At 66.4% G+C, this 21,265-nt stretch carries 17 protein-coding genes; 12 read left to right on the top strand and 5 right to left on the bottom strand.

Annotation, left to right across the window (positions count from 1 at the left end; genetic code table 11):
* The first annotated feature begins 144 nt into the window (after positions 1-144).
* Complete coding sequence (locus C6A77_RS22330) at positions 145-1,035, top strand: pyridoxal-phosphate dependent enzyme (RefSeq protein WP_114171425.1); 891 nt, start codon at positions 145-147, stop codon at positions 1,033-1,035.
* On the opposite strand, the gene C6A77_RS22335 is transcribed toward C6A77_RS22330, so the two are convergent.
* Both C6A77_RS22335 and C6A77_RS22345 read right to left on the bottom strand, forming a co-directional pair.
* On the bottom strand, positions 1,026-1,571 hold the full coding sequence (locus C6A77_RS22335) for a cytochrome b (protein ID WP_114171427.1): 546 nt from the start codon (positions 1,569-1,571) through the stop codon (positions 1,026-1,028). The genes C6A77_RS22330 and C6A77_RS22335 overlap by 10 nt on opposite strands.
* A gap of 299 nt (positions 1,572-1,870) precedes the next feature.
* The gene (locus C6A77_RS22345; RefSeq protein WP_178082397.1) at positions 1,871-2,848 is read right to left on the bottom strand and encodes a DUF1853 family protein; all 978 of its coding nucleotides are present in this window, start codon (positions 2,846-2,848) and stop codon (positions 1,871-1,873) included.
* A 43-nt stretch (positions 2,849-2,891) separates the two neighbouring features.
* On the opposite strand from C6A77_RS22345, the gene C6A77_RS22350 reads away from it, so the two are divergent.
* From C6A77_RS22350 to C6A77_RS22400, 11 genes are all read left to right on the top strand, one after another.
* Positions 2,892-3,782 (top strand): NAD(+) kinase, encoded by an 891-nt coding sequence (locus C6A77_RS22350; RefSeq protein ID WP_025338255.1) that lies wholly within the window; start codon positions 2,892-2,894, stop codon positions 3,780-3,782.
* On the top strand, positions 3,782-4,753 hold the full coding sequence (locus tag C6A77_RS22355) for a metallophosphoesterase (RefSeq protein WP_114171433.1): 972 nt from the start codon (positions 3,782-3,784) through the stop codon (positions 4,751-4,753). The genes C6A77_RS22350 and C6A77_RS22355 overlap by 1 nt, the downstream gene beginning before the upstream one ends.
* Positions 4,750-5,637 carry a rhomboid family intramembrane serine protease gene (locus C6A77_RS22360; protein ID WP_114171435.1) on the top strand — a complete coding sequence of 296 codons (888 nt, stop codon included), beginning with the start codon at positions 4,750-4,752 and terminating at the stop codon, positions 5,635-5,637. Before C6A77_RS22355 ends, C6A77_RS22360 begins: the two co-directional genes overlap by 4 nt.
* Before the next feature lie 13 nt (positions 5,638-5,650).
* Entirely contained in the window at positions 5,651-5,911 is a 261-nt protein-coding gene (locus C6A77_RS22365; RefSeq protein WP_003247224.1) for a DUF1315 family protein, read from the top strand.
* Positions 5,908-6,738, top strand: coding sequence for a DUF2797 domain-containing protein (locus C6A77_RS22370; protein WP_114171437.1), 831 nt, complete (start codon positions 5,908-5,910; stop codon positions 6,736-6,738). Before C6A77_RS22365 ends, C6A77_RS22370 begins: the two co-directional genes overlap by 4 nt.
* 13 nt (positions 6,739-6,751) lie before the next feature.
* Positions 6,752-9,409 (top strand): aminopeptidase N, encoded by a 2,658-nt coding sequence (gene pepN / locus C6A77_RS22375; RefSeq protein WP_114171439.1) that lies wholly within the window; start codon positions 6,752-6,754, stop codon positions 9,407-9,409.
* 541 nt (positions 9,410-9,950) lie between these two features.
* Complete coding sequence (locus C6A77_RS22380; protein WP_114171441.1) at positions 9,951-10,964, top strand: YCF48-related protein; 1,014 nt, start codon at positions 9,951-9,953, stop codon at positions 10,962-10,964.
* Positions 10,965-10,984: 20 nt separating this feature from the next.
* On the top strand, positions 10,985-13,360 hold the full coding sequence (locus C6A77_RS22385) for an RND family transporter (protein ID WP_114171453.1): 2,376 nt from the start codon (positions 10,985-10,987) through the stop codon (positions 13,358-13,360).
* A gap of 164 nt (positions 13,361-13,524) precedes the next feature.
* A complete protein-coding gene (locus C6A77_RS22390; protein ID WP_114171444.1) occupies positions 13,525-13,815 on the top strand; it encodes a DUF5629 family protein in 291 nt (96 codons plus the stop codon).
* The gene (locus C6A77_RS22395) at positions 13,781-14,911 is read left to right on the top strand and encodes a lactonase family protein (RefSeq protein ID WP_178082398.1); all 1,131 of its coding nucleotides are present in this window, start codon (positions 13,781-13,783) and stop codon (positions 14,909-14,911) included. The genes C6A77_RS22390 and C6A77_RS22395 overlap by 35 nt, the downstream gene beginning before the upstream one ends.
* A gap of 122 nt (positions 14,912-15,033) precedes the next feature.
* Positions 15,034-15,213, top strand: a complete 180-nt coding sequence (locus tag C6A77_RS22400; RefSeq protein WP_039614541.1) for a hypothetical protein — start codon at positions 15,034-15,036, stop codon at positions 15,211-15,213.
* Positions 15,214-15,378: 165 nt separating this feature from the next.
* Here the strand turns inward: C6A77_RS22400 and C6A77_RS22405 are convergent, their stop codons facing one another.
* The 3 genes from C6A77_RS22405 to C6A77_RS22415 are packed head-to-tail and all read right to left on the bottom strand — an operon-like array spanning position 15,379 to position 20,848.
* Positions 15,379-15,972 (bottom strand): glutathione S-transferase, encoded by a 594-nt coding sequence (locus C6A77_RS22405; protein WP_114171448.1) that lies wholly within the window; start codon positions 15,970-15,972, stop codon positions 15,379-15,381.
* Positions 15,969-19,613, bottom strand: coding sequence for an AAA family ATPase (locus tag C6A77_RS22410; RefSeq protein ID WP_114171450.1), 3,645 nt, complete (start codon positions 19,611-19,613; stop codon positions 15,969-15,971). Before C6A77_RS22410 ends, C6A77_RS22405 begins: the two co-directional genes overlap by 4 nt.
* Positions 19,610-20,848 (bottom strand): exonuclease SbcCD subunit D C-terminal domain-containing protein, encoded by a 1,239-nt coding sequence (locus C6A77_RS22415; RefSeq protein ID WP_114171452.1) that lies wholly within the window; start codon positions 20,846-20,848, stop codon positions 19,610-19,612. The genes C6A77_RS22410 and C6A77_RS22415 overlap by 4 nt, the downstream gene beginning before the upstream one ends.
* Positions 20,849-21,265 lie beyond the last annotated feature (417 nt).

The following is a 21,265-nucleotide window of genomic DNA, read 5'->3' on the forward strand; positions in this document are numbered from 1 at the left end:
CCCCCCCCCCCCCCCCCCCCCCCCCCCCCCCCCCCCCCCCCCCCCCCCCCCCCCGCGGCGCGCCCCCCCCGCCCCCCCCCCCCCCCCGCCCCCCCGGCGATGGGCTGCAAGGCAGCCCCAGGATTTCACTGGTAAACTCGCAGCATGCTCCCCGATCTCCCTCAAGCCCCCTTACAACCGTTGAACCTGCCCTGGCTGGAAAACGCCGGGGTTGCCGCCGCCATCCTGCGCCTGGACCTGATCGACCCGCTGATCAGCGGCAACAAGTGGTTCAAGCTACGCCACCACCTGCAACAGGCCAGCGCCAGCAATGCCCCTGGGCTGATCAGCCTGGGCGGCAACCATTCCAATCACCTGCACGCCCTGGCCGCCGCCGGCAAGCGCTTCGGCTTCGCCACCGCCGGCCTGCTGCGCGGGCACCCCCAGGACACGCCGACCGTGCGTGACCTGCAGGCGCTAGGCATGCAACTGCACTGGCTGGGCCATGGCGGCTACCGTGCGCGTAACCAACCCGGTTTCTGGGCGCCCTGGCAGGCGCGCTACCCGGGCTGGCAGTGCATCCCCGAAGGCGGTGGCGGTTTGCCCGGAGCGCTAGGCTGCGCGCTGATCGTGGCGCAGGCGCGCGCGCAGCTCGCCGCACTCGGCTGGGCCGATTACCACGCCTGGTGGCTGGCCGCTGGAACGGGCACTACCTTGGCCGGGCTGGTGCTGGCGGAACAGGGCAGCCATGTCGTCCATGGGGCGTTGGCCGTTCCCGGCGACTACGGCGTGGCGCAAACGGTGACGGCACTGGCGGGGATGCACGGCTATCAGCTTCACGACGCCTGCCGTGGCGGTTTCGGCAAGTTCGACGATGCGCTGCTGGCGTTCGTCGCCGAGTGTGAACGGCACAGCGGCGTGCCGCTCGAAGCCGTGTACACCGGCAAGGCCCTGCTGGCGTTGCGTGAGCAGGTCGAGGCCGGGCTGTTCGCCCCCGGCACCCGCCTGCTCTTCGTGCACACCGGCGGCCTGCAGGGCCGGCGCGGTTATTTGTAGGGCAGCATGCGCACCAGCGTGTTGTCGCGCTTGATGTAGTGGTGGTACAGGCCGGCCAGCGCGTGCAGGCCGATCAGCCAGTAGCCCCAGCTGCCGACGCGTTCATGCCAGCCTTTGATGAACTTGGCCTGGTCCGGGTCCGGGCCGATCAGGTGCGGCAGTTCCAGGCCGAAGAACGGCACCGGTTTGTCGGCGGCGCTGAGGATCAGCCAGCCGGCCAGCGGCAGGCCGATCATCAGCAGGTACAACGCCAGGTGCACCAGGTGCGCCAGCCCGGTCTGCCAGGCGGGTGGCTTGGGTGTGATCGGCGGCGTCGGCCGGCTCAGGCGCACGGCCAGGCGCAGCCAGGCCAGCACGAACACGCTGAGCCCGAGCATGAAGTGCAGGTCTTTCATCAGGTTGCGTTCGACGCTGTCCTTGGGGAACAGGCCACGCAGTTCGATAAGGGCGTAGACAGCGGCCAGCAGCACCAGCATCAGCCAGTGCAGGGCGATGGACAGGCGTGCGTAATGGGGCGCGGGGGTGGATGAAACCATGATCGGTCCTCGTCATCAGGTCGGAAGGCGCTCTTGCTGGCGCTCAGGTGTCATTTTAATGGCTAGTGGGGAACGAATCTTTGCGCTGGGTCTGTGAAAATTGTGTTGTCCGTACCGGCCCTTTCGCGGGGGGGGGCGCGCCCCCCCGGGGGGGGGGGGGCGGGGGGGGGGGGGGGGGGCCCCCCGCGGGGGGGGGGGGGGGGCGCCCCCCCCCCCCCGGGGGGGGCCCCCCCCCCCCCGGGGCCCCCCCCCCCCGGGGGGGGGGGCCCCCCCCCGCGAAAGGGCCGGTACAGGCAGCATCAATAACTGGGCAGACCCGGCCACTCATCAGCCACCAGAAACACCCGCTCGGCCTCCTGCCAGGCGCCGTCGGCATCCACCTGCAACCTCACCAGCAACTGCGCCGGCGCCTGGCGCGGCAGTACATGCAGCCACGCCGCAAACTGCTCTAGCGCCCAGCATTCGTGCGCTTCGACCCGCGCTGGCGCCAACCAGGCATGCCGTTGCAGCGGCTGCCAGCGCTCACCTTCATGGATGGCCCAGTCCCGCCGGCGCACCCAGCGCCCGCGCAGATGCTGCGGGTTGGCGCCGGCTGGCGGCTGCGCCTGGCCCGGCCACGGATAGAACAGATAGCCGCCCAGCCACACATGTGCCTGCACTTGCGTCACCCCCAGCCGCGCCAGCACCTCGCGGCTGTGCGCCGCCGCCGACATGGGCAACTGGTGGTTCGCCAGGTGCGCCAGTTTGCTCCCCAGTCGGTCATGGCAGCCTGGCCCCAGCCAGGCGGCGGGGTCGTGCCCGGCGTGCTGCGGGCCCAGGTACAGCTTGATGGCCAGTTCCAGGTGGTGCACGCCGTCGCGGTCGCGCAGCAGCACATCCAGCTCGCCCAAGGTGTGCCCGCCGTCGCGAATCGCCAGGTTGGCCGCCAGCAGTTCGATGCCCGGCGCCTGGCGCAGGGCGAACTGCCACAGGCGTTCGTAGTAAAGCCCCAGGCGCCGGCTGCCCAGTTGCGCCAGCCAGTCGCGCAACGGCGCGTCATCGTCATCCAGCGCGCGCAGCCAGGCGCCAAGGCGCTGCGGCTGGTCCGCCCACAGGCTGCCCGCCAGCGGATGGCGCTGGGGGCAGGGCGGGGTGCTGAGCAGCGGCGGCGACAGCAGGGCCCAGGCCAGGTCGCGCACGCTGGGGCGGCGTAGCTGCCGGGGCAGGTCGTGGAGCAGGGCGAATGGCATCATCCTGCGAGCATAGCCGGTTTGCCGCTGCCCGGTGGTTTCGCCCATAATCGGGGCATCGTCACCCGCCGCAGAGCCTCGCAGGAGCCCCATGGAGCAATTTCGCAATATCGGTATCATCGGCCGCCTTGGCAGCTCGCAGGTGCTCGACACCATTCGCCGACTGAAAAAATTCCTCCTCGAGCGCCACCTGCATGTGATCCTCGAGGACACCATCGCCGAAGTGCTGCCTGGCCATGGCCTGCAAACCTCTACCCGCAAACTGCTGGGCGAAGTCTGCGACCTGGTCATCGTCGTCGGCGGCGACGGCAGCCTGCTGGGCGCCGCCCGCGCCCTGGCCCGGCACAACATTCCGGTGCTGGGCATCAACCGTGGCAACCTGGGTTTTCTCACCGACATTCGCCCGGACGAGCTGGAAGAGAAGGTCGCCGAAGTGCTCGACGGCCACTACCTGGTGGAAAACCGTTTCCTGTTGCAGGCCGAGGTCCGTCGCCATAACGAAGCCATCGGCCAGGGCGATGCACTGAACGACGTGGTGCTGCACCCGGGCAAGTCCACGCGCATGATCGAGTTCGAGATCTACATCGATGGCCAGTTCGTCTGCAGCCAGAAGGCCGACGGCCTGATCGTCGCCACACCGACCGGTTCCACCGCCTACGCGCTGTCCGCCGGCGGCCCGATCATGCACCCCAAGCTCGACGCCATCGTCATCGTGCCGATGTACCCGCACACCCTGTCGGGCCGGCCGATCGTGGTCGACGGCAACAGCGAGCTGAAGATCGTCGTGTCCAAGGACCTGCAGATCTACCCGCAAGTGTCCTGTGACGGCCAGAACCACTTCACCTGCGCCCCCGGCGACACCATCACGGTCAGCAAGAAGCCGCAGAAACTGCGCCTGATCCACCCGCTGGACCACAATTACTACGAGGTCTGCCGCACCAAGCTCGGTTGGGGCAGCCGTCTCGGAAGCAGGGACGACTGATGCTCGATCCGGCGCGAAGTTTCGACATCATCGGCGACGTGCACGGCTGTGCGCTGACCCTTGAACGCCTGCTCGATACCCTTGGTTACAAGCGCGTGGCCGGCGTGTGGCGCCACCCCTGGCGCCAGGCGCTGTTCCTCGGCGACATCGTCGACCGCGGGCCACGCATTCGCGAGGCGCTGCACATCGTCCACGACATGGTCGAGGCCGGCCAGGCCTTCTGCATCATGGGCAACCACGAATACAACGCGCTGGGCTGGGTCACCCCGGCCTTGCCCGGCACTGGCAAGGCCTTCGTGCGCGAACACACGCCCCGCCACGCGCGGCTGATCGACGAAACCCTGACCCAGTTCGCCCAGCACCCCGGCGACTGGCACGACTTCGTCGACTGGTTTTACCAGCTGCCCCTGTTCGTCGACGCCGGGCGCTTCCGCCTGGTGCATGCCTGCTGGGACCCGCGGCTGATCGAACCGCTGCGCCAGCAGTACCCCGACGGGCGTATCGACGAGCACTTCATCCAGGCCTCGGCGGTGAGCGGCAGCTTTGCCGCCAACGTGTGCAACCGCCTGCTGCGCGGCACCGACATGCGTCTGCCGGACGGCCTGACCCTGACCGGCGGCGACGGCCTGACCCGCGCCTTCTTCCGCACCAAGTTCTGGGAAGAGGACCCGCAAACCTACGGCGACATCGTGTTCCAGCCCGACGCCTTGCCCGAGGAAGTGGCCAGCACCCCGCTCAGCCACAGCCAGAAGAACGCCTTGCTGCGCTATGCCGAGGACGAGCCCATGCTGTTCGTCGGCCACTACTGGCGCAGCGGCCGCCCGGCACCGATCCGCGCCAACCTGGCCTGCCTGGACTACAGCGCGGTGCTCTACGGCAAGCTGGTCGCCTACCGCCTGGATGATGAAACCCGTATCGACCCGCACAAGTTCGTCTGGGTCGATGTCGACCGGCCTCAGGCCAATCAATGAACATTGTCGAAGTGATGCGCCTGCCGCTGTCGGTCGACCTCAGCGGCTTTGTCGAGCTGCTGCTGCGCCTGCAACTGCCGCACCGGGTCAGCGAAGAGGACGACGCCCAGATCCTCTGGTCCCCCGACATCCTCGCCGCACAGATTCGCGAACTCTACCGGCGTTACCCCGACGGCAATGCCGACCTCGAGCTTGCACAGGCCCCTGTGGCAGCGAGTTTACCCGCGAAGGGCCGCACACGGCCCTCGCTGGCAGCACAGGCCAAAGCCTGCAAAGTCACCACCATCACCCTGCTGCTGTGCTTCATCGTCGCCGGCCTGACCGGCCTGGGCGACAACTTCGCCACCCTCGGCTGGTTCACTTTCCTCGACTTCCGCGTCCAGGGCGACTACCTGTACTTCAGCCCGCTGGCGCTAGGCCTGGAGCAGGGCCAGTGGTGGCGCCTGGTGTCGCCGATGCTGCTGCACTTCGGCGCGCTGCACCTGGCCATGAACAGCCTGTGGTACTGGGAGCTGGGCAAACGCATCGAACTGCGCCAGGGCCCATGGGCGCTGCTGGGCCTGACCCTGCTGTTCAGCCTGGTATCGAACGTTGCCCAGCACTTGAGCAGCGGGCCAAGCCTGTTCGGCGGCCTGTCCGGCGTGCTGTACGGCCTGCTCGGGCACATCTGGCTGTACCAGTGGCTGGCGCCCAACCGTTACTTCAACCTGCCCAAGGGCGTGCTGGTGATGATGCTGATCTGGCTGGTGGTGTGCCTGACCGGTGTGGTCGACACCCTCGGCTTTGGCCAGATCGCCAACGCCGCCCACGTTGGCGGGTTGCTCATCGGATGCCTGACCGGGCTCTTGGGCGGGGCGCTGGCCCGGCGTAAACTGTCGGCTTGAATCAGGAGACACTATGTCCACTTTCGCGCAAATGATCGAAAACATCACACCCGAAATCTACCAGAGCCTGAAACTGGCCGTGGAAATCGGCAAATGGTCGGATGGCCGCAAGCTCACCGCCGAGCAGAAGGAGCTGTCGCTGCAGGCGGTGATCGCCTGGGAGATGAAAAACCTGCCCGAAGACCAGCGCACCGGCTACATGGGCCCGCAGGAATGCGCGTCGAAGTCCGCCCCCATCGCCAACATTCTGTTCAAGTCGGACTCGGTACATTGATCGAACTCGCTCGTGGCTCGTTGAGCAAGATGGCGGTCAGCCTGCAGGCGCCGGTGGTGCAGTACAGCTTCCGCCTGGGTGACACGCAGGTGCCGGTCAACCCGCTGATCGGCCAGCGCCTGCGCCTGGAATTCCTCGGCGCCATTCATTGCAGCCATTGCGGCAAGCGCACCAAGACCAGCTTCAGCCAGGGTTACTGCTACCCGTGCATGACCAAGCTGGCGCAGTGCGATGTGTGCATCATGGCCCCGGAAAAATGCCACTACGACGCCGGCACCTGCCGCGAACCGTCGTGGGGCGAACAGTTCTGCATGACCGACCACGTGGTCTACCTGGCCAACTCGTCGGGGATCAAGGTCGGCATCACCCGCGCCACCCAGCTGCCTACCCGCTGGCTCGACCAGGGCGCCAGCCAGGCCCTGCCGATCCTGCGCGTGGCCACCCGCCAGCAGTCGGGCCTGGTCGAAGATGTGCTGCGCAGCCAGGTACCGGACCGCACCAACTGGCGCACCCTGCTCAAGGGCGACGCCGAGGTGCTCGACTTACCGGCCATTCGCGAGCAGATCTTCGAAGCCTGCGCCGATGGCCTGGCTGAACTGCAAGGGCGCTTTGGCTTGCAGGCGATCCAGCCGCTGCCCGACGCCGAAGTGGTGCAGATCAACTACCCGGTCGAGGCCTACCCGAAAAAGATCGTCAGCTTCAACCTCGACAAGGACCCGGTGGCCGAAGGCACGCTGCTGGGCATCAAGGGCCAGTACCTGATCTTCGACACCGGTGTGATCAATATTCGCAAGTACACGGCCTACCAGTTGGCCGTGCTCCAGTAAAAAGGACCTGCACATGCGTACCGAACAACCGCAAGTGATCTACCTGAAGGACTACCAGGCGCCCGATTACCTGATCGACGAGACGCACCTGACCTTCGAGCTGTTCGAGGACCACACCCTGGTCCACGCGCAACTGGTCATGCGCCGCAACCCGGCACGTGGTGGCGGCCTGCCAGCGCTGGTGCTCGACGGCCAGCAGCTGGAGCTGCTGCGCGCTTCGCTGGACGACCAGGAACTGCAGGCGGCTGACTATCAGCTGGACGACGACAGCCTGACCGTGCAGCCCAAGGCCGAACGCTTCACCCTCGACACCAGCGTGAAGATCCACCCCGAAAGCAACACCGCGCTGGAAGGCCTGTACAAGTCGGGCAAGATGTTCTGCACCCAGTGCGAGGCCGAAGGCTTCCGCAAGATCACCTACTACCTAGACCGCCCGGATGTGATGAGCACCTTCACCACCACGGTGATTGCCGAGCAGCATCGCTACCCGGTCCTGCTGTCGAACGGCAACCCGATCGGCAGCGGGCCGGCAGAGGACGGCCGCCACTGGGCGACCTGGGAAGACCCGTTCATGAAACCGGCCTACCTGTTCGCCCTGGTCGCCGGTGACCTGTGGTGCGTCGAGGACAGCTTCACCCGCCAGTCCGGCCGCGACGTCACCCTGCGCATCTACGTCGAACCCGAGAACATCGACAAGTGTGACCACGCCATGGTCAGCCTGAAGAAGTCCATGCGCTGGGACGAAGAGGTCTACGGCCGCGAGTACGATCTGGACATCTTCATGATCGTCGCGGTCAACGACTTCAACATGGGCGCCATGGAAAACAAGGGCCTGAACATCTTCAACTCCAGCTGCGTGCTGGCCCGTGCCGAAACCGCCACCGATGCGGCGCACCAGCGCGTCGAAGGCGTGGTCGCCCACGAGTATTTCCACAACTGGTCGGGCAACCGCGTCACCTGCCGTGACTGGTTCCAGCTGTCGCTCAAGGAAGGCTTCACGGTGTTCCGCGACGCCGAGTTCAGCGCCGACATGAACTCGCGCACGGTCAAGCGCATCGAGGACGTGGCCTACCTGCGTACCCACCAGTTCGCCGAAGATGCCGGCCCCATGGCCCACCCGGTGCGCCCGGACAGCTTCATCGAAATTTCCAACTTCTACACCCTGACCGTCTACGAGAAGGGCGCCGAAGTGGTGCGCATGGTGCGCACCCTGCTGGGCGCCGAAGGCTTCCGCAAGGGCAGCGACCTGTATTTCGAACGCCACGATGGCCAGGCGGTGACCACCGACGACTTCATCAAGGCCATGGAAGACGCCAACGGCGTCGACTTCAGCCAGTTCAAGCGCTGGTACAACCAGGCCGGCACCCCGCGCCTGGACGTCAGCGAGGCCTATGACGCGGCCGCGCAGACCTACAGCCTGAGCTTCCGCCAAAGCTGCCCGCAGACCCCGGACAAGGCCGAAAAACTGCCATTCGTGATCCCGGTGGAGCTTGGCCTGCTGGACGCCGCCGGCAACGACCTGCCGCTGCAACTGGCCGGTGAGGCTGCGGCGCAGGGCACCAGCCGCGTGCTGTCGGTGACCGAAGCCGAGCAAACCTTCACCTTCCAGGGCATCCAGGCCAAGCCGCTGCCGTCGTTGCTGCGCGGTTTCAGCGCGCCGGTCAAGCTGAGCTTCCCCTACGACCGCGACCAGCTGATGTTCCTGATGCAGCACGACAGCGACGGCTTCAACCGTTGGGAAGCGGGCCAGCAGTTGGCGGTGCAGGTGCTGCAGGAACTGATCGGCCAGCATCAGCGTGGCGAAGCACTCAAACTCGACCAGCGCCTGATCACCGCCCTGGGCACTGTGCTCGGCAACGCGTCGCTGGACCCGGCCATGGTTGCCGAAATGCTCTCGCTGCCGGGTGAGGCCTACCTCACCGAAATCAGCCAGGTGGCCGATGTGGACGCCATCCACGGCGCCCGCGAATTCGCCCGCCGGCAGATCGCCGAGCAGTTGTTCGATGCCCTGTGGGCGCGCTACCAGGCCCACCGCGAAGTGTCGCGCAGCACCGCCTATGTGGCCTCGGCCGAACACTTCGCCCGCCGCAGCCTGCAGAACATCGCCCTGTCGTACCTGATGCTCAGCGGCAAGCCGCAAGTGCTGGAAGCGACCCTGGAGCAGTTCGAGCATTGCGACAACATGACCGAGCGCCTGACTGCCCTGGCGGTGCTGGTCAACTCGCCGTTCGAGGCCGAGCGGGCTAAGGCGCTGGAAGCCTTTGCCGAGCACTTCAAGGACAACCCGCTGGTCATGGACCAATGGTTCAGCGTGCAGGCGGCCAGTACGCTGCCGGGCGGGCTGGCGCGGGTCAAGGCGCTGATGCAGCACTCGGCGTTCACCCTGAAGAACCCGAACAAGGTGCGGGCGCTGATCGGTGCCTTCGCCGGGCAGAACCTGGTCAACTTCCATGCTGCGGATGGCTCGGGTTATCGCTTCCTCGCGGACCTGGTGATCGAGCTGAATGCGCTGAACCCGCAGATTGCCTCGCGTCAACTCGCACCGCTGACCCGCTGGCGCAAGTATGACGATGCGCGCCAGCTGCTGATGAAGGGTGAGCTGGAGCGGATTCTGGCTTCCGGTGAGCTGTCCAGCGATGTGTATGAGGTGGTGAGCAAGAGCCTGGCGTAAGGGCCAACGGGCTGCTGTGCAGCCCATCGCCGGCAAGCCAGCTCCCACAGGTACTGCATAGGCCTTGAAGGCAGTGCAGTACCTTGGGAACTGGCTTGCATAGGCCTTGAAGGCAGTGCAGTACCTTAGGAACTGGCTTGCATAGGCCTTGAAGGCAGTGCAGTACCTTGGGAACTGGCTTGCATAGGCCTTGAAGGCAGTGCAGTACCTTGGGAACTGGCTTGCATAGGCCTTGAAGGCAGTGCAGTACCTTGGGAACTGGCTTGCATAGGCCTTGAAGGCAGTGCAGTACCTGTGGGAACTGGCTTGCATAGGCCTTGAAGGCAGTGCAGTACCTGTGGGAGCTGGCTTGCCGGGGATGGGCCGCATCGCGGCCCCGGCTTTTTCCGGCCCGACAACAAAACATAACACCCCGCTCGTTGTCTTCCCGCAAACATCCCCGCTACGATCCCCCCAAGCTACTGCAGGCCTCTAGATCAGGCCTTTTCGCAGTACCTGCAATGCCTTGACCCATCCAACAAGAACAGCAAAGGGGACAGTCATGAGGGAACTGAACAGGCGCTTCGCCTGGCCATTGGCAGCCGTGGCGGTACTGGCGCTTGGCATATGGGCTGACAGCGTGCAAGCCGCTGCCGCCGACGAATACTCCAGCGAATCGGCCAAGGCCAGCCAAAGCCTGCTGATCGATGCCGCCCAGGCTGGCAAGCGCCTGGTGGTGGTGGGCGATCGCGGTCATATTCTGTTCTCCGACGACCAGGGCAGCACCTGGACCCAGGCCCGGGTCCCCACCCGGCAACTGCTCACTGCGGTGTTCTTCCTCGACGACAAGCGCGGCTGGGCCGTCGGCCATGATGCGCAGATTCTTGCCAGCAGCGACGGCGGTGCGACCTGGAGCCGGCAGTACCAGGACCTCGCCCGTGAAGCGCCGTTGCTCGATATCACCTTTCTCGACGCCCAGCACGGCTTCGCCGTGGGGGCCTATGGCGCCTTGCTGGAAACCACCGACGGCGGCCAGCACTGGCAGGACGTTGCCGATCGCCTGGACAACCCCGATCAACTGCACCTGAACGGCATCACCCAGGTGCGCGATGCCGGCCTGTTCATCGTCGGCGAGCAGGGTGGCATGTTCCGCTCTGCCGACAACGGCCAGAGCTGGACCAAGCTGCAGGGCCCCTACGAGGGTTCGCTGTTCGGCGTGATCGCGACCGCCCAGCCACACACCCTGCTGGCCTACGGCCTGCGCGGCAACCTGTTCCGTTCCGGTGATTTCGGCGATAGCTGGCAGCCGATCGAACTCAAGGCCGCTCGCGGTACCCTCGAATTCGGCCTGGCAGGCGCTACGCTTGTCGAGGATGGCAGCCTGGTGCTGGTCGGCAATGGCGGCAGCGTGCTGCGCAGCAGCGACCACGGCCAGACCTTCAGCGTCTACAACCGCGCCGACCGCATTGCCCTGGCCGGCGTCAGTGGCCTGGCCGCTGGCGGCCTGTTGCTGGTGGGGCAGGGTGGCGTGCACCTGGCCGACCCGCAGGGTGCTGACCAGGAGGTGCGTCCATGACCAGCAGGGAGAGCATCACCATGCACCCGCATCACCAGGACAAGGCCACCCTGCTCGAACGCCTGATCTTCAACAACCGCCCGGTGGTCATCGCCCTGTGCGTGCTGGTCAGCATCTTGCTGTTCTGGCAGGCCACGCAGATTCGCCCGTCCACCAGTTTCGAAAAGATGATCCCGCTGCAGCACCCGTTCATCGAGCAGATGATGGCGCACCGCAACGACCTGGCCAACCTCGGCAACACCGTGCGCATCTCGGTGGAAGCGGTGGATGGCGACATCTTCGACAAGGACTACATGGAGACCCTGCGCCAGGTCCATGACGAAGTGTTCTACATCCCCGGTGTCGACCGTGCCGGGCTGAAATCGCTGTGGAGCCCCAGCGTGCGCTGGAGCGAGGTCACCGAAGAGGGCTTTTCCGGTGGCGAGGTGATCCCCAACACCTACAACGGCTCGCAGGACAGCCTCGACACCCTGCGCGACAACGTGCTCAAGTCGGGCCAGGTGGGGCGCCTGGTAGGCAACAACTTCAAGTCCAGCATCGTCGACGTGCCGCTGCTGGAAAGCTACCCCGACCCGCAGGACCCGGGCAGGCAGGTGAAGCTGGACTACCAGCAGTTCTCGCACCAGCTGGAAGAGAAGATCCGCGACAAGTTCCAGGCGCAGAACCCCAACGTCAAGATCCACATCATCGGCTTCGCCAAGAAGGTCGGCGACCTGATCGACGGCCTGGTGATGGTGGCGATGTTCTTCGGCGTCGCCCTGGCCATCACCTGGGCGCTGCTGTACTGGTTCACCTGGTGCATCCGCAGCACCGTCGCCGTGCTGGTCACCACGCTGGTGGCGGTGGTCTGGCAGCTGGGCCTGATGCATGCGGTTGGCTTCGGCCTCGACCCGTACTCGATGCTGGTGCCGTTCCTGATCTTCGCCATCGGTATCTCCCACGGGGTGCAGAAGATCAACGGCATCGCCCTGCAGTCGAGTGACGCCGACAACGCCCTGACCGCGGCCCGACGCACCTTCCGCCAGCTGTTCCTGCCCGGGATGATCGCCATCCTCGCCGACGCGGTGGGCTTCATCACCCTGCTGATCATCGATATCGGGGTGATCCGTGAACTGGCCATCGGGGCTTCCATCGGTGTGGCGGTGATCGTCTTCACCAACCTGATTTTGCTGCCGGTAGCCATCTCCTACGTCGGCATCAGCAACAAGGCTGTCGAGCGCAGCAAGAAGGACGCTACCCGCGAGCACCCGTTCTGGCGCCTGCTGTCGAACTTCGCCAGTGCCCGGGTGGCGCCGGTGTCGGTGGCGCTGGCCCTGGTCGCCTTCGCCGGCGGCCTGTGGTACAGCCAGAACCTGAAGATCGGCGACCTCGACCAGGGCGCCCCGGAACTGCGCCCCGACTCGCGCTACAACCAGGACAACAACTTCATCATCAGCAACTACTCGACCAGTTCCGATGTGCTGGTGATCATGGTCAAGACGCCGCCGGAAAGCTGCTCGATCCATTCGACCATGGCGCCGATCGACGAGCTGATGTGGACCATGCAGAACACCCCGGGCGTGCAGTCGGCGATTTCCCTGGTGACCGTGTCCAAGCAGGTGATCAAGGGCATGAACGAGGGCAGCCTGAAATGGGAAACCCTGTCGCGCAACCCGGACATCCTCAACAACTCCATCGCCCGCGCCGACGGCCTGTACAACGGCGACTGCTCGCTGGCGCCGGTGCTGGTGTTCCTCAACGACCACAAGGCGGAAACCCTCGAGCGGGTCACTGCCGTGGCCAGGGCGTTTGCCGACAGCCATAACAAGGAAGGCCTGCAGTTCCTGCTGGCGGCGGGGAATGCCGGGATCGAGGCGGCGACCAATGAAGTGATCAAGTCGGCCGAGCTGACCATCCTGATCCTGGTGTACATCTGCGTGGCGGTGATGTGCCTGATTACCTTCCGCTCGTTCGCCGCCACCCTGTGCATCGTCCTGCCGCTGGTGCTGACCTCGGTGCTGGGTAACGCGCTGATGGCCTACATGGGCATCGGCGTCAAGGTGGCGACCTTGCCGGTGGTGGCGCTGGGGGTGGGCATTGGCGTGGACTATGGCATCTACATCTACAGCCGCCTGGAAAGCTTCCTGCGCGCGGGCTTGCCGTTGCAGGAGGCGTATTACCAGACCCTGCGCTCGACCGGCAAGGCGGTGCTGTTCACCGGGTTGTGCCTGGCCATCGGCGTCTGCACCTGGATCTTCTCGGCGATCAAGTTCCAGGCCGACATGGGCCTGATGCTGACCTTCATGCTGCTGTGGAACATGTTCGGTGCGCTGTGGCTGCTGCCGGCGCTGGCGCGCTTCCTGATCAAGCCGGAGAAGATGGTGGGCAAGGAGGGCGGCTCGATTTTCGCCCATTGACCGCAAGGGGCCGCGTTGCGGCCCATCGCCGGGGGGCCCCCCCCCCCCCCCCCCCCCCCCCCCCCCCCCCGGGGGGGGGGGGGGGGGGGGGGGGGGCCCCCCGGCGATGGGCTGCAAAGCAGCCCCAGGGCTATAATGCAGGTTCATTTCAGATTGGTACCCCCATGTCCCCCCTCGCCACCGCCCTGCAGTCCTGCGACATGCTTCTGATCGACGGCCTGCACGCCTTCGACTTCACCTGCGACGCCTCCGGCCTCACCGTCGAGTGCATGGACGGCCGCCAGCTGCGCCGCTGGTCGTTCACCGCCGAGCAAGTCGCCGCCGCCATCGCCAGCGCTGACGAATGGCAACTCGACGATGCCAACGGCGCGCATCGGCTAGTCTGTATGAGTGCCTTTCGCGCCCCGGATGATGACCAAGATGAAGCGGATCTGGACGAGCCTGCTGAGCGCTAGCCTGATGAGCCTGACGATCCAGGGCCACGCTGCCACCTTGCTGGTCGGCAGCTACACCGACGGCGCCAGCCAGGGCATCTATCGCTACCAGTTCGACGAAAAGGCCGGCCGTATCGACCCCGCACCGCAGCAGGTGGTGCAGAGTGTCAGCCCGTCGTGGCTGGTGCTGTCGGCCGACCAGCGCCTGCTGTTCGCGGTCAATGAAACCGCGGGCGGCCAGGTCAGCAGTTTCAGTGTCAGCGCCAAGGGCGCGCTCAAGCTGCTCAACCAGGTAGCCAGCCAGGGTGACGAGCCGACCCACGCCAGCCTCAGCCGCGACCAGCGTTACCTGTTCGTGGCCAATTACGCGGTCAAACCCGACCCGGGCGGCAGCCTGGTGGTGCTGCCGGTAGCCCGGGACGGCAAGCTCAAGCCAGCGGTGCAGCAGGCCCGGCACCAGGCGAGTGGGGTCAACCGCGAGCGCCAGGCCAGTGCCCATGTGCATTCGCTGGTGCTGTCGCCGGATGGCCGCCACCTGTATGCCAGCGACCTGGGCGCCGACAAGGTGTTCATCTACCGCTATGACGGCGCCAGTGCAGACCATCCGCTGACCCCGGCGATCCCCGCGTCGGTGGCCCTGCCGCCGGGCAGCGGGCCGCGCCATCTTCTGTTCGACGCCAAGGGCCGGCACGCCTACCTGACCCTGGAAATGAGCGCCGAAGTGGTGATGTTCGATGTGCAGGAGGGCAACCTGATCGAACGCCAGCGCCTGCCGCTGACCGAGCGCCAGGACCCTGCGGCGAAAGCTGCGGGCGGGCTGCACCTGTCGGCCGACGGGCGCTTCCTGTATGTCAGCAACCGCGGCACCGCCAACGAGATCGTGGCGTTCAGCGTGGGCAAGCAGGACGGCCAGCTGACGCTGCTGCAGCGCCGTTCGGTGGAAGGTGATCACCCCCGCGAGTTCACCCTCGACCCGAGTGACAACTTCCTGCTGGTGGCCAACCAGAAGAGCAACCAGATCGTGGTGATACGCCGCGATCCGCGCAGCGGCAAGCTGGGCGAGACGGTGCAGACGCTGCAGCAGGATGCCCCGTCGGACCTGAAATTCATCGAGTGATATCGATCGGCGTGATAATCGATACTGCGGCAATGAATTTTTGCCTGCGGCTTCGGCGGCGTAAGTTTGACCCAAGGCCCAGAAGGGCCAACGTCAAACCACCGCCGTCGAGGTCAGCCCAGATGAACTTCAATCTTTTCCCGGTCATTGCCGCATCCGCCATTTCCGCTTCGGTCGTACTGCCAGCGCATGCCCATGCCGACAGCAGCGGCAAGGCGTCCGCTACCCATAGCTACACCGAACAGTACCTGCGCCAAAGTGCCAATTTCCATGCGGCATTGAGTGGCAAGCATACCCACTGACTCAAGCCTGACACTGGCCCTGTGGGAGCGGCCTTGTGTCGCGAAGGGGGCGCGCAGCGCCCCCAGGATTTCAGCGGTTTAGCCCAGGATTGCCGGGGCCGCTGTGCGGCCCTTTCGCGACACAAGGCCGCTCCCACAGGGGGCCCGTGCAATGCTGATGGTTGTTCACTTGGCCATGACTGACCTGAACAACTCCGAAGCCAGCCACCCCTCCAGCCAGCTCCGCACACGCGGGTAAGCCGCCTCGGCGAACCACTGCGGTTCGACCCCGGCAAACTGGCGCATCAGCGGCAACAGCGCGGCATCGGCCAGGCTCGGGTGCGCGGCCAGCAAGTAGGGCCGGCCCGCCAACAGGCCTTCGAGCTCCGCCAGCCAGCGCTCGGCCTGCTGGCGGTAATGCGCGCGGGGATGCTGCGGATAGCGCTCGGCATACTTGTACAGGTTGACCTGCGCCTTGAACGTGCTGTCATTGCGCGCAATCAGTGCTTCAGCGTGCTGCGCCGCCGCAGGGTCGGCTTGCAGTCGCCAGTCCTGCGGGTCGTGCTGCGCCAGCGCCCAGTGCATGATGTGCAGGCTCTCTTCCAGCACTTGGTCACCGGTATCCAGCACCGGCACGGTCCCCTTGGGCGACAACGCCAGCAGTTCTGCCGGCTTGTTCTTCATCGCCACCTCGCGAATCTCCACCTCACACCCGGCATAGCGCAGCGCCAGGCGCGCGCGCATGGCCCACGGGCAGCGGCGGAACGAGTAGAGGATCACCCGCACACCTCCACATCACTCAGGCCGTTGCCTTGGCGGCGCACCTGGATCTGCACCGGGATGCGTTCGTGCATTTCCTGCACGTGGGAAATCACCGCCACCTTGCGGCCCTGGGCTTGCAGGCCGTCGAGTGCGTCCATGGCCAGTTGCAGCGACTCCGGGTCGAGGCTGCCGAAGCCTTCGTCGATGAACAGCGATTCGATGCGCAGCGTGCTGGAGGCCATCGACGCCAGGCCCAGGGCCAGGGCCAGCGACACGAGGAAGGTTTCCCCGCCCGACAGTGAGTGCACCGAACGCAGTTCGTCACCCATCTCGGTGTCCAGTACCAGCAGGCCGAGCGCGCTGCCGCCGCGCTTGAGGCGGTAGCGCCGGGCCAGCTGGCGCAGCTGGGCGTTGGCGTGGTGCAACAGCAGGTCGAGGTTATAGCCCTGGGCGATCTTGCGGAACACATCTCCCGAGGCCGAGCCGATCAGGGCGTTCAGGCGGCCCCAGCGTTGCCACTGCTGGTGGGCCTGTTCGATTTCCGCGGCCAGCGCCTGGTGCGCCTGTTGGCGGCGCTGGTCGTCGGCTTGCTGCGCGCGCAGTTCGGCGCACTGCTGCTCGTGGCCGGCCAGGCGTTCGCGCAGTTCGGCCAGGGCCTGTTCCAGCGCCTCGGCCGAGGCGTCCACGGTCATTTGCGCGGCATGCTGCTGCAGGCGTTGCTCACGTTCCTGCAGCAGCACGCGGCCCTGTTCGATGGCTTTTTCCGCACCTTGCAGACGCTGGCGCAATGCCTGGACCTGGCTGTCGTCGATGGCCAACAGGCGATCCAGGCCGGCGTCGTCCAGTTCCGGGTGCTGCGCGCGCCATGCGGCGATCTGGCCCTGCAGCTGCTGGCACTCGGCTTCCAGCGCCTGCTGCTGCTGGATGTCGGCCTTGAGTTCGCTGGCCAGTTGCACGCCTTGGGTGCGCAGCCCCTGCAAGCGCTGGGCGGTGTCGGCTTCGAGCGCGCGGGCCTGCTCCAGCGTGGCGTCCATGTGCTGTTGCCAGGCTTCGGCGCTGGCGTGCTCGGCAAGCAGTTCGCTGAGCGAAGCCTGGGCCTGCTGGCGCTGCTCGTCGAGGGCGGCGAGTTTCTGTTGCAGCTGCTGCAGGTGCTGCACGCGCGCCTGTTGCTGGTCGTGCAACTTGTCCAGCTGGGCCTGGCGGGCCTGCTGTTCCTGCTGTTCGTCCTTGCGCTGCTGCATCTGTTGCAGGCGCTGAGCGATCTGCTGGTCGAGGGCGAGGAAGGCGTTGGCCGGGTCGTCGTTCAAGGCTTTGAGGGCTTCCTCCGGCAATACCCCGGCCAGGTCGCTCAGGCCTTGCTGCAATTGCTGCTCGTCACTGGCCAGGGCCTGGTGCTGTTGCTCCAGGTGGCGCTGGGCCTGCTGTTGCGCCTGTTGCGCAGCCTGCAGCTGCTGGTTGAGACGCGCGGCATCCTTTTGCAAGGCGAGCAGGGCGCTCTGGCGCTGCTCGTCCTGACCGATTTCTTCGTCCAGACGCCGCAGCTGGCCGTCCAGCCAGGCACTGCGGGCGTTGTCGTCCTGCGCGGCGAGGGCCGGCCACAGACTGTGCGCCTGCACCTGGGCGACCAGCGCTTGCAGGTGCTCGCCCAGTTGCTGCTGTTGCTGTTGGTAATCCTTGAGCTGGGCGTTGACTACGCCCAGTTGGGTACGCAGTTCCACCAGCTTGCTGTTGAGGGCTTCGACCTGTTTCTGCGCGGCGTCTTCCTCGGCCTGGTCATGCCGACCCAGGCTTTGCAGCAGCGCTTCAGGCTGATGGAACGGGTGCTCGGCGCTGCCGCACACCGGGCAGGGTTCGCCGTCGCGCAGTTGCCCGCGCAATTCTTCGACACTGGTATTGCGCGCCAGGCGCTGGCGCTGCAGCAACTGGCGGGTAAGGTTGAGGGCCTGCTCGGCGGCTTCCAGCTCGGCTTTTGCGGCGGTGCCCTGGGTAATCAGTTGCTGGCGCTGCTGCATGGCCTGCTGTTGCCGCTCGCGCACGGCCTCCAGCTGCTGGCGCAGTTCCCGTTCACGGCCGTGCAGGCGCGACAGTTCTTCGACGGCGCGCTGCTGCTTGCGGTTGTCCTGCAACATACCGCCGAGCAGGTCGATCTGTTCTGCCAGGGCCTGCGGTTCGGCCTTGGCCTCGCGGAACAGCAGGTCGAAGGCGTCGCGCTCGGTCTGCAGCTGCGCATTGGCCTGGCTGGCCTGGGCCTGCAGGCCGGGCAGCTCTTCACGGCCCTTGGCCAGGCGGCCACCGATCAGCATCACCTGCTTCAATTGCGGCAGATAGGCGTGCCAGGCGTCGGCCAGGCCCGCCAGGTGCTGGCTGTCGGCGAGTGCGCTATCGATCTGCGCCAGTTGCTGCAGGCTGCGCTGCTGGTTGTCTTGCAGCTGCTGCAGGTGCTGCTGGGCGTCGGCGACCTGCTGCTCGGCCTGCTCGCTGGCGCTGCGCTGGGTGGTCAGCTCCTGCTCCAGGCGCGCCAGGTTGTCCTGGGCGGCAAAGGCCTGGCGCAGGCGCGGGGCGTTGTCGCTGTGTTGGGCCTGGCTATCGGCAAGCGCCTGGCGCGCAGCCGCCAACGTCTGTTCGAGCTCGCCGGTGCGCTCTTGCAGTTCGGCTTGCTGTTGCTGTTGCTCGGCAATCTTCGCTGCCACCGGCGCCCGTTGCGCGGTCAGTGTCTGCTGGCGGTGGAACTGGTGGCGCTGCGGCGCCAGGCGCTCCAGGCGCACGAGGTCCAGGCGCTGCTCGGCCAGGTGCTGCCAGTCCTGTTCGGCTGCCTGCAGCGCGGCGCCGGCTTCGGCGTGCTGTGCCTGCAGCTGGCGTTGTTCATTCAGCCAGTTGCGCTGCTGTTCCAGCTGGCGCTCGCCGGCCTGGTCGGCCTTGAACTGCTGCTGCGCCTGCTCCAGGCGTTGGTCGAGTTCGGCGCGGGCTTCGGTGGCCATCGGCAGCAGGTGGCTGGCGCGGTCCTTGAGGGCATTGTGGGCCTCGCCGGCTTCGCGCGCCTTGCTGAAGGCACGCTGGCCCAGGCGGGTGTAGATGGCGGTGTTGGTGAGCTTTTCCAGCAGCTCGCTGCGCTCTTTGTCATCGGCCTTGAGGAAGGCGCCGAACTCGCTCTGGGCGAGCATCACGGCACGGGTGAACTGCTCGAAATTCAGGCCCAGGCGGGCTTCGACCAACTGCTTGTATTCGTTCTTGCCGCTGCCCAGCACCTGGTCGTTGTCCAGGTCGTAGAAGCTCTGGCGGCTGTGCTGCAGCTTGCCGTTGGCCTTGTCGCGGGCGCGGTTGGCTTCCCAGCGGGCGCGATAGCGGCGGCCGTCGATGCCGACGAAATCGACTTCGGCAAAGCCGCTGCCGGTGCCGCGGCGCAGCAGGTTGCGCGGGTCGGAGGTGGGGATTTCGCCGTCGGCGTCGGGCACCTTGGCTTCGCGGCCAATGTCGTTCAGCCGTGGCACGGTGCCGAACAACGCCAGGCACAAGGCATCGAGCAGGGTGCTCTTGCCGGCGCCGGTAGGCCCGGTGATGGCGAACAAGCCGGCGCTGGCCAGCGGCTCGGCGGTGAAGTCGATGTCGATCGGGCCAGCCAGCGATGCCAGGTTCTTCAGGCGGATGGCAAGAATCTTCATGGCTGTTCCTCTTCCTGCTGCACATCCTGCAACAGCAGGGCGAAGTCGGCCAGCGCCTGTTCGTCGACGGGGTTGCCGTAGGCTTGCTCCCAGGCGCGGCTGAACAGGTCCTGCGGGGTCATCTGGGCCAGTTCGACAAAGGCCCGGTCATCGTCTTCGGCGGCGTTGCGCCCGGCGTATTCGGCGTTGATACGGATCAGCCGCACGGCCTTGCCCTGCAGGGCGGTTTCGATCTGCTGGCGCAGGTCGGGTTGCGGCTCGTCGAGGATCACCCGCACTTCCAGCCAGGGCTGGCGGTTGGGGTCTTCGAGCAGGTCGATCACCGGCAGCTCGGCCAGTTGTTCGAGCAGTTCGCCCAGGGGGGCCGGGCCGACCCGTTGCAGGGCTACGGCGCGTGGTACCGGGCGCGCTTCGACGCTGACCAGGGTGCTGCCGTCCAGCTCCACTTCCAGCACCTGGTGCGGGTAGTTGATTTCGGCGAACGACAACGGGATCGGCGAGCCGCTGTAGCGGATGCGTTCCTCGCGGTTGACCTTCTGCGGCTTGTGCAGGTGGCCCAGGGCGACGTAGCTGATGGCCTTGTCGAACAGCTTGGCCGGCAGCGCCTCGGCGTTGCCGATGATCAGGCTGCGTTCTGAGTCCTCGGAGACCGCGCCACCGGCCATGTGCGCGTGGCTGATGGCGATCAGCGCCTGGTCTTTCTTGCGTTTTTGCTGCGCGGCGGCGATCAGCTGTTGATGCACCTGGGTGATGCCTTGCAGGTAGTCGTCACCCAGGTGCGGGCCGGTCACCTCGGCCGGGCGCAGGAAGGGCAGGGCCAGGCACCAGGCGGCGACCTTGCCCCGGCCGTTGGTCAGCGGAATGAGCAGGCGCTCGGCATCCAGCTGCCCCTCGTCCAGCCAGTGCACCCGGCCCAGGGCATGGGTGCGCAGACGGCGCATCAACGCGGCCGGCAGTTCGATGCGTGAGCCGGAGTCGTGGTTGCCGGCAATCATCACGATGTCCAGCTTGGGCTGTTGTTCGTGGGCCCGGACGATGAAGTCGTAGAGACGTTCCTGGGCTTTGACCGGTGGGTTGACCGTGTCGAAGATATCGCCGGCGATCAGCAGCGCGTCGGGCTGGCGCAGGTGCAGTTGGCCGAGCAGCCAGTCAAGAAAGCAGGCGTGTTCGAAATCGCGTTCCTGGCCGTGCAGGCTTTGGCCCAGGTGCCAGTCGGAGGTATGAAACAGACGCATGGATGACCTGTTGGTGTCGAGTCGAGCAAGCAGGGGGCTTGGCTTGGGTGATGGGCGTTGCGCAAGGGCGGTATGTTAACCCAGCAGGGGGCCGCTGTGCGGCCCTATCGCCGCGAGCCCGCGAAGCAGGCAACGCGATGGATGGCACCGGCTGTGCCGGTGTTCGCGGCCACGGCCGCTCCCACAGGTGCAGCGTGAGCCCCGGGGCCTGCGCCGTCCTCTGTGGGAGCGGGCAAGCCCGCGAAGCAGGCGGCGTGGTGGATGGCACCGGCTGCGCCGGTGTTCGCGGCTAAAGCCGCTCCCACAGGTACAGCGTGAGCCCGAAGCCTGCACCGTCTACTGTGGGAGCGGGTTCACCCGCGAAGCAGGCGACGCGGTGGCTGGCACCGGCTGCGCCGGTGTTCGCGGCTAAAGCCG

The organism is Pseudomonas sp. AFG_SD02_1510_Pfu_092 (genome assembly GCF_003331055.1).
GTDB lineage: Bacteria > Pseudomonadota > Gammaproteobacteria > Pseudomonadales > Pseudomonadaceae > Aquipseudomonas.

What these genes read in the sequence shown, in the direction of transcription:
- C6A77_RS22330 (WP_114171425.1), top strand. Translation starts at nt 145, where the DNA reads ATGCTCCCCGATCTCCCTCAAGCCCCCTTACAACCGTTGAACCTGCCC.
- C6A77_RS22335 (WP_114171427.1), bottom strand. Translation starts at nt 1,571, where the DNA reads ATGGTTTCATCCACCCCCGCGCCCCATTACGCACGCCTGTCCATCGCC.
- C6A77_RS22345 (WP_178082397.1), bottom strand. Translation starts at nt 2,848, where the DNA reads ATGGGCGAAACCACCGGGCAGCGGCAAACCGGCTATGCTCGCAGGATG.
- C6A77_RS22350 (WP_025338255.1), top strand. Translation starts at nt 2,892, where the DNA reads ATGGAGCAATTTCGCAATATCGGTATCATCGGCCGCCTTGGCAGCTCG.
- C6A77_RS22355 (WP_114171433.1), top strand. Translation starts at nt 3,782, where the DNA reads ATGCTCGATCCGGCGCGAAGTTTCGACATCATCGGCGACGTGCACGGC.
- C6A77_RS22360 (WP_114171435.1), top strand. Translation starts at nt 4,750, where the DNA reads ATGAACATTGTCGAAGTGATGCGCCTGCCGCTGTCGGTCGACCTCAGC.
- C6A77_RS22365 (WP_003247224.1), top strand. Translation starts at nt 5,651, where the DNA reads ATGTCCACTTTCGCGCAAATGATCGAAAACATCACACCCGAAATCTAC.
- pepN (WP_114171439.1), top strand. Translation starts at nt 6,752, where the DNA reads ATGCGTACCGAACAACCGCAAGTGATCTACCTGAAGGACTACCAGGCG.
- C6A77_RS22380 (WP_114171441.1), top strand. Translation starts at nt 9,951, where the DNA reads ATGAGGGAACTGAACAGGCGCTTCGCCTGGCCATTGGCAGCCGTGGCG.
- C6A77_RS22385 (WP_114171453.1), top strand. Translation starts at nt 10,985, where the DNA reads ATGCACCCGCATCACCAGGACAAGGCCACCCTGCTCGAACGCCTGATC.
- C6A77_RS22390 (WP_114171444.1), top strand. Translation starts at nt 13,525, where the DNA reads ATGTCCCCCCTCGCCACCGCCCTGCAGTCCTGCGACATGCTTCTGATC.
- C6A77_RS22395 (WP_178082398.1), top strand. Translation starts at nt 13,781, where the DNA reads ATGAAGCGGATCTGGACGAGCCTGCTGAGCGCTAGCCTGATGAGCCTG.
- C6A77_RS22400 (WP_039614541.1), top strand. Translation starts at nt 15,034, where the DNA reads ATGAACTTCAATCTTTTCCCGGTCATTGCCGCATCCGCCATTTCCGCT.
- C6A77_RS22410 (WP_114171450.1), bottom strand. Translation starts at nt 19,613, where the DNA reads ATGAAGATTCTTGCCATCCGCCTGAAGAACCTGGCATCGCTGGCTGGC.
- C6A77_RS22415 (WP_114171452.1), bottom strand. Translation starts at nt 20,848, where the DNA reads ATGCGTCTGTTTCATACCTCCGACTGGCACCTGGGCCAAAGCCTGCAC.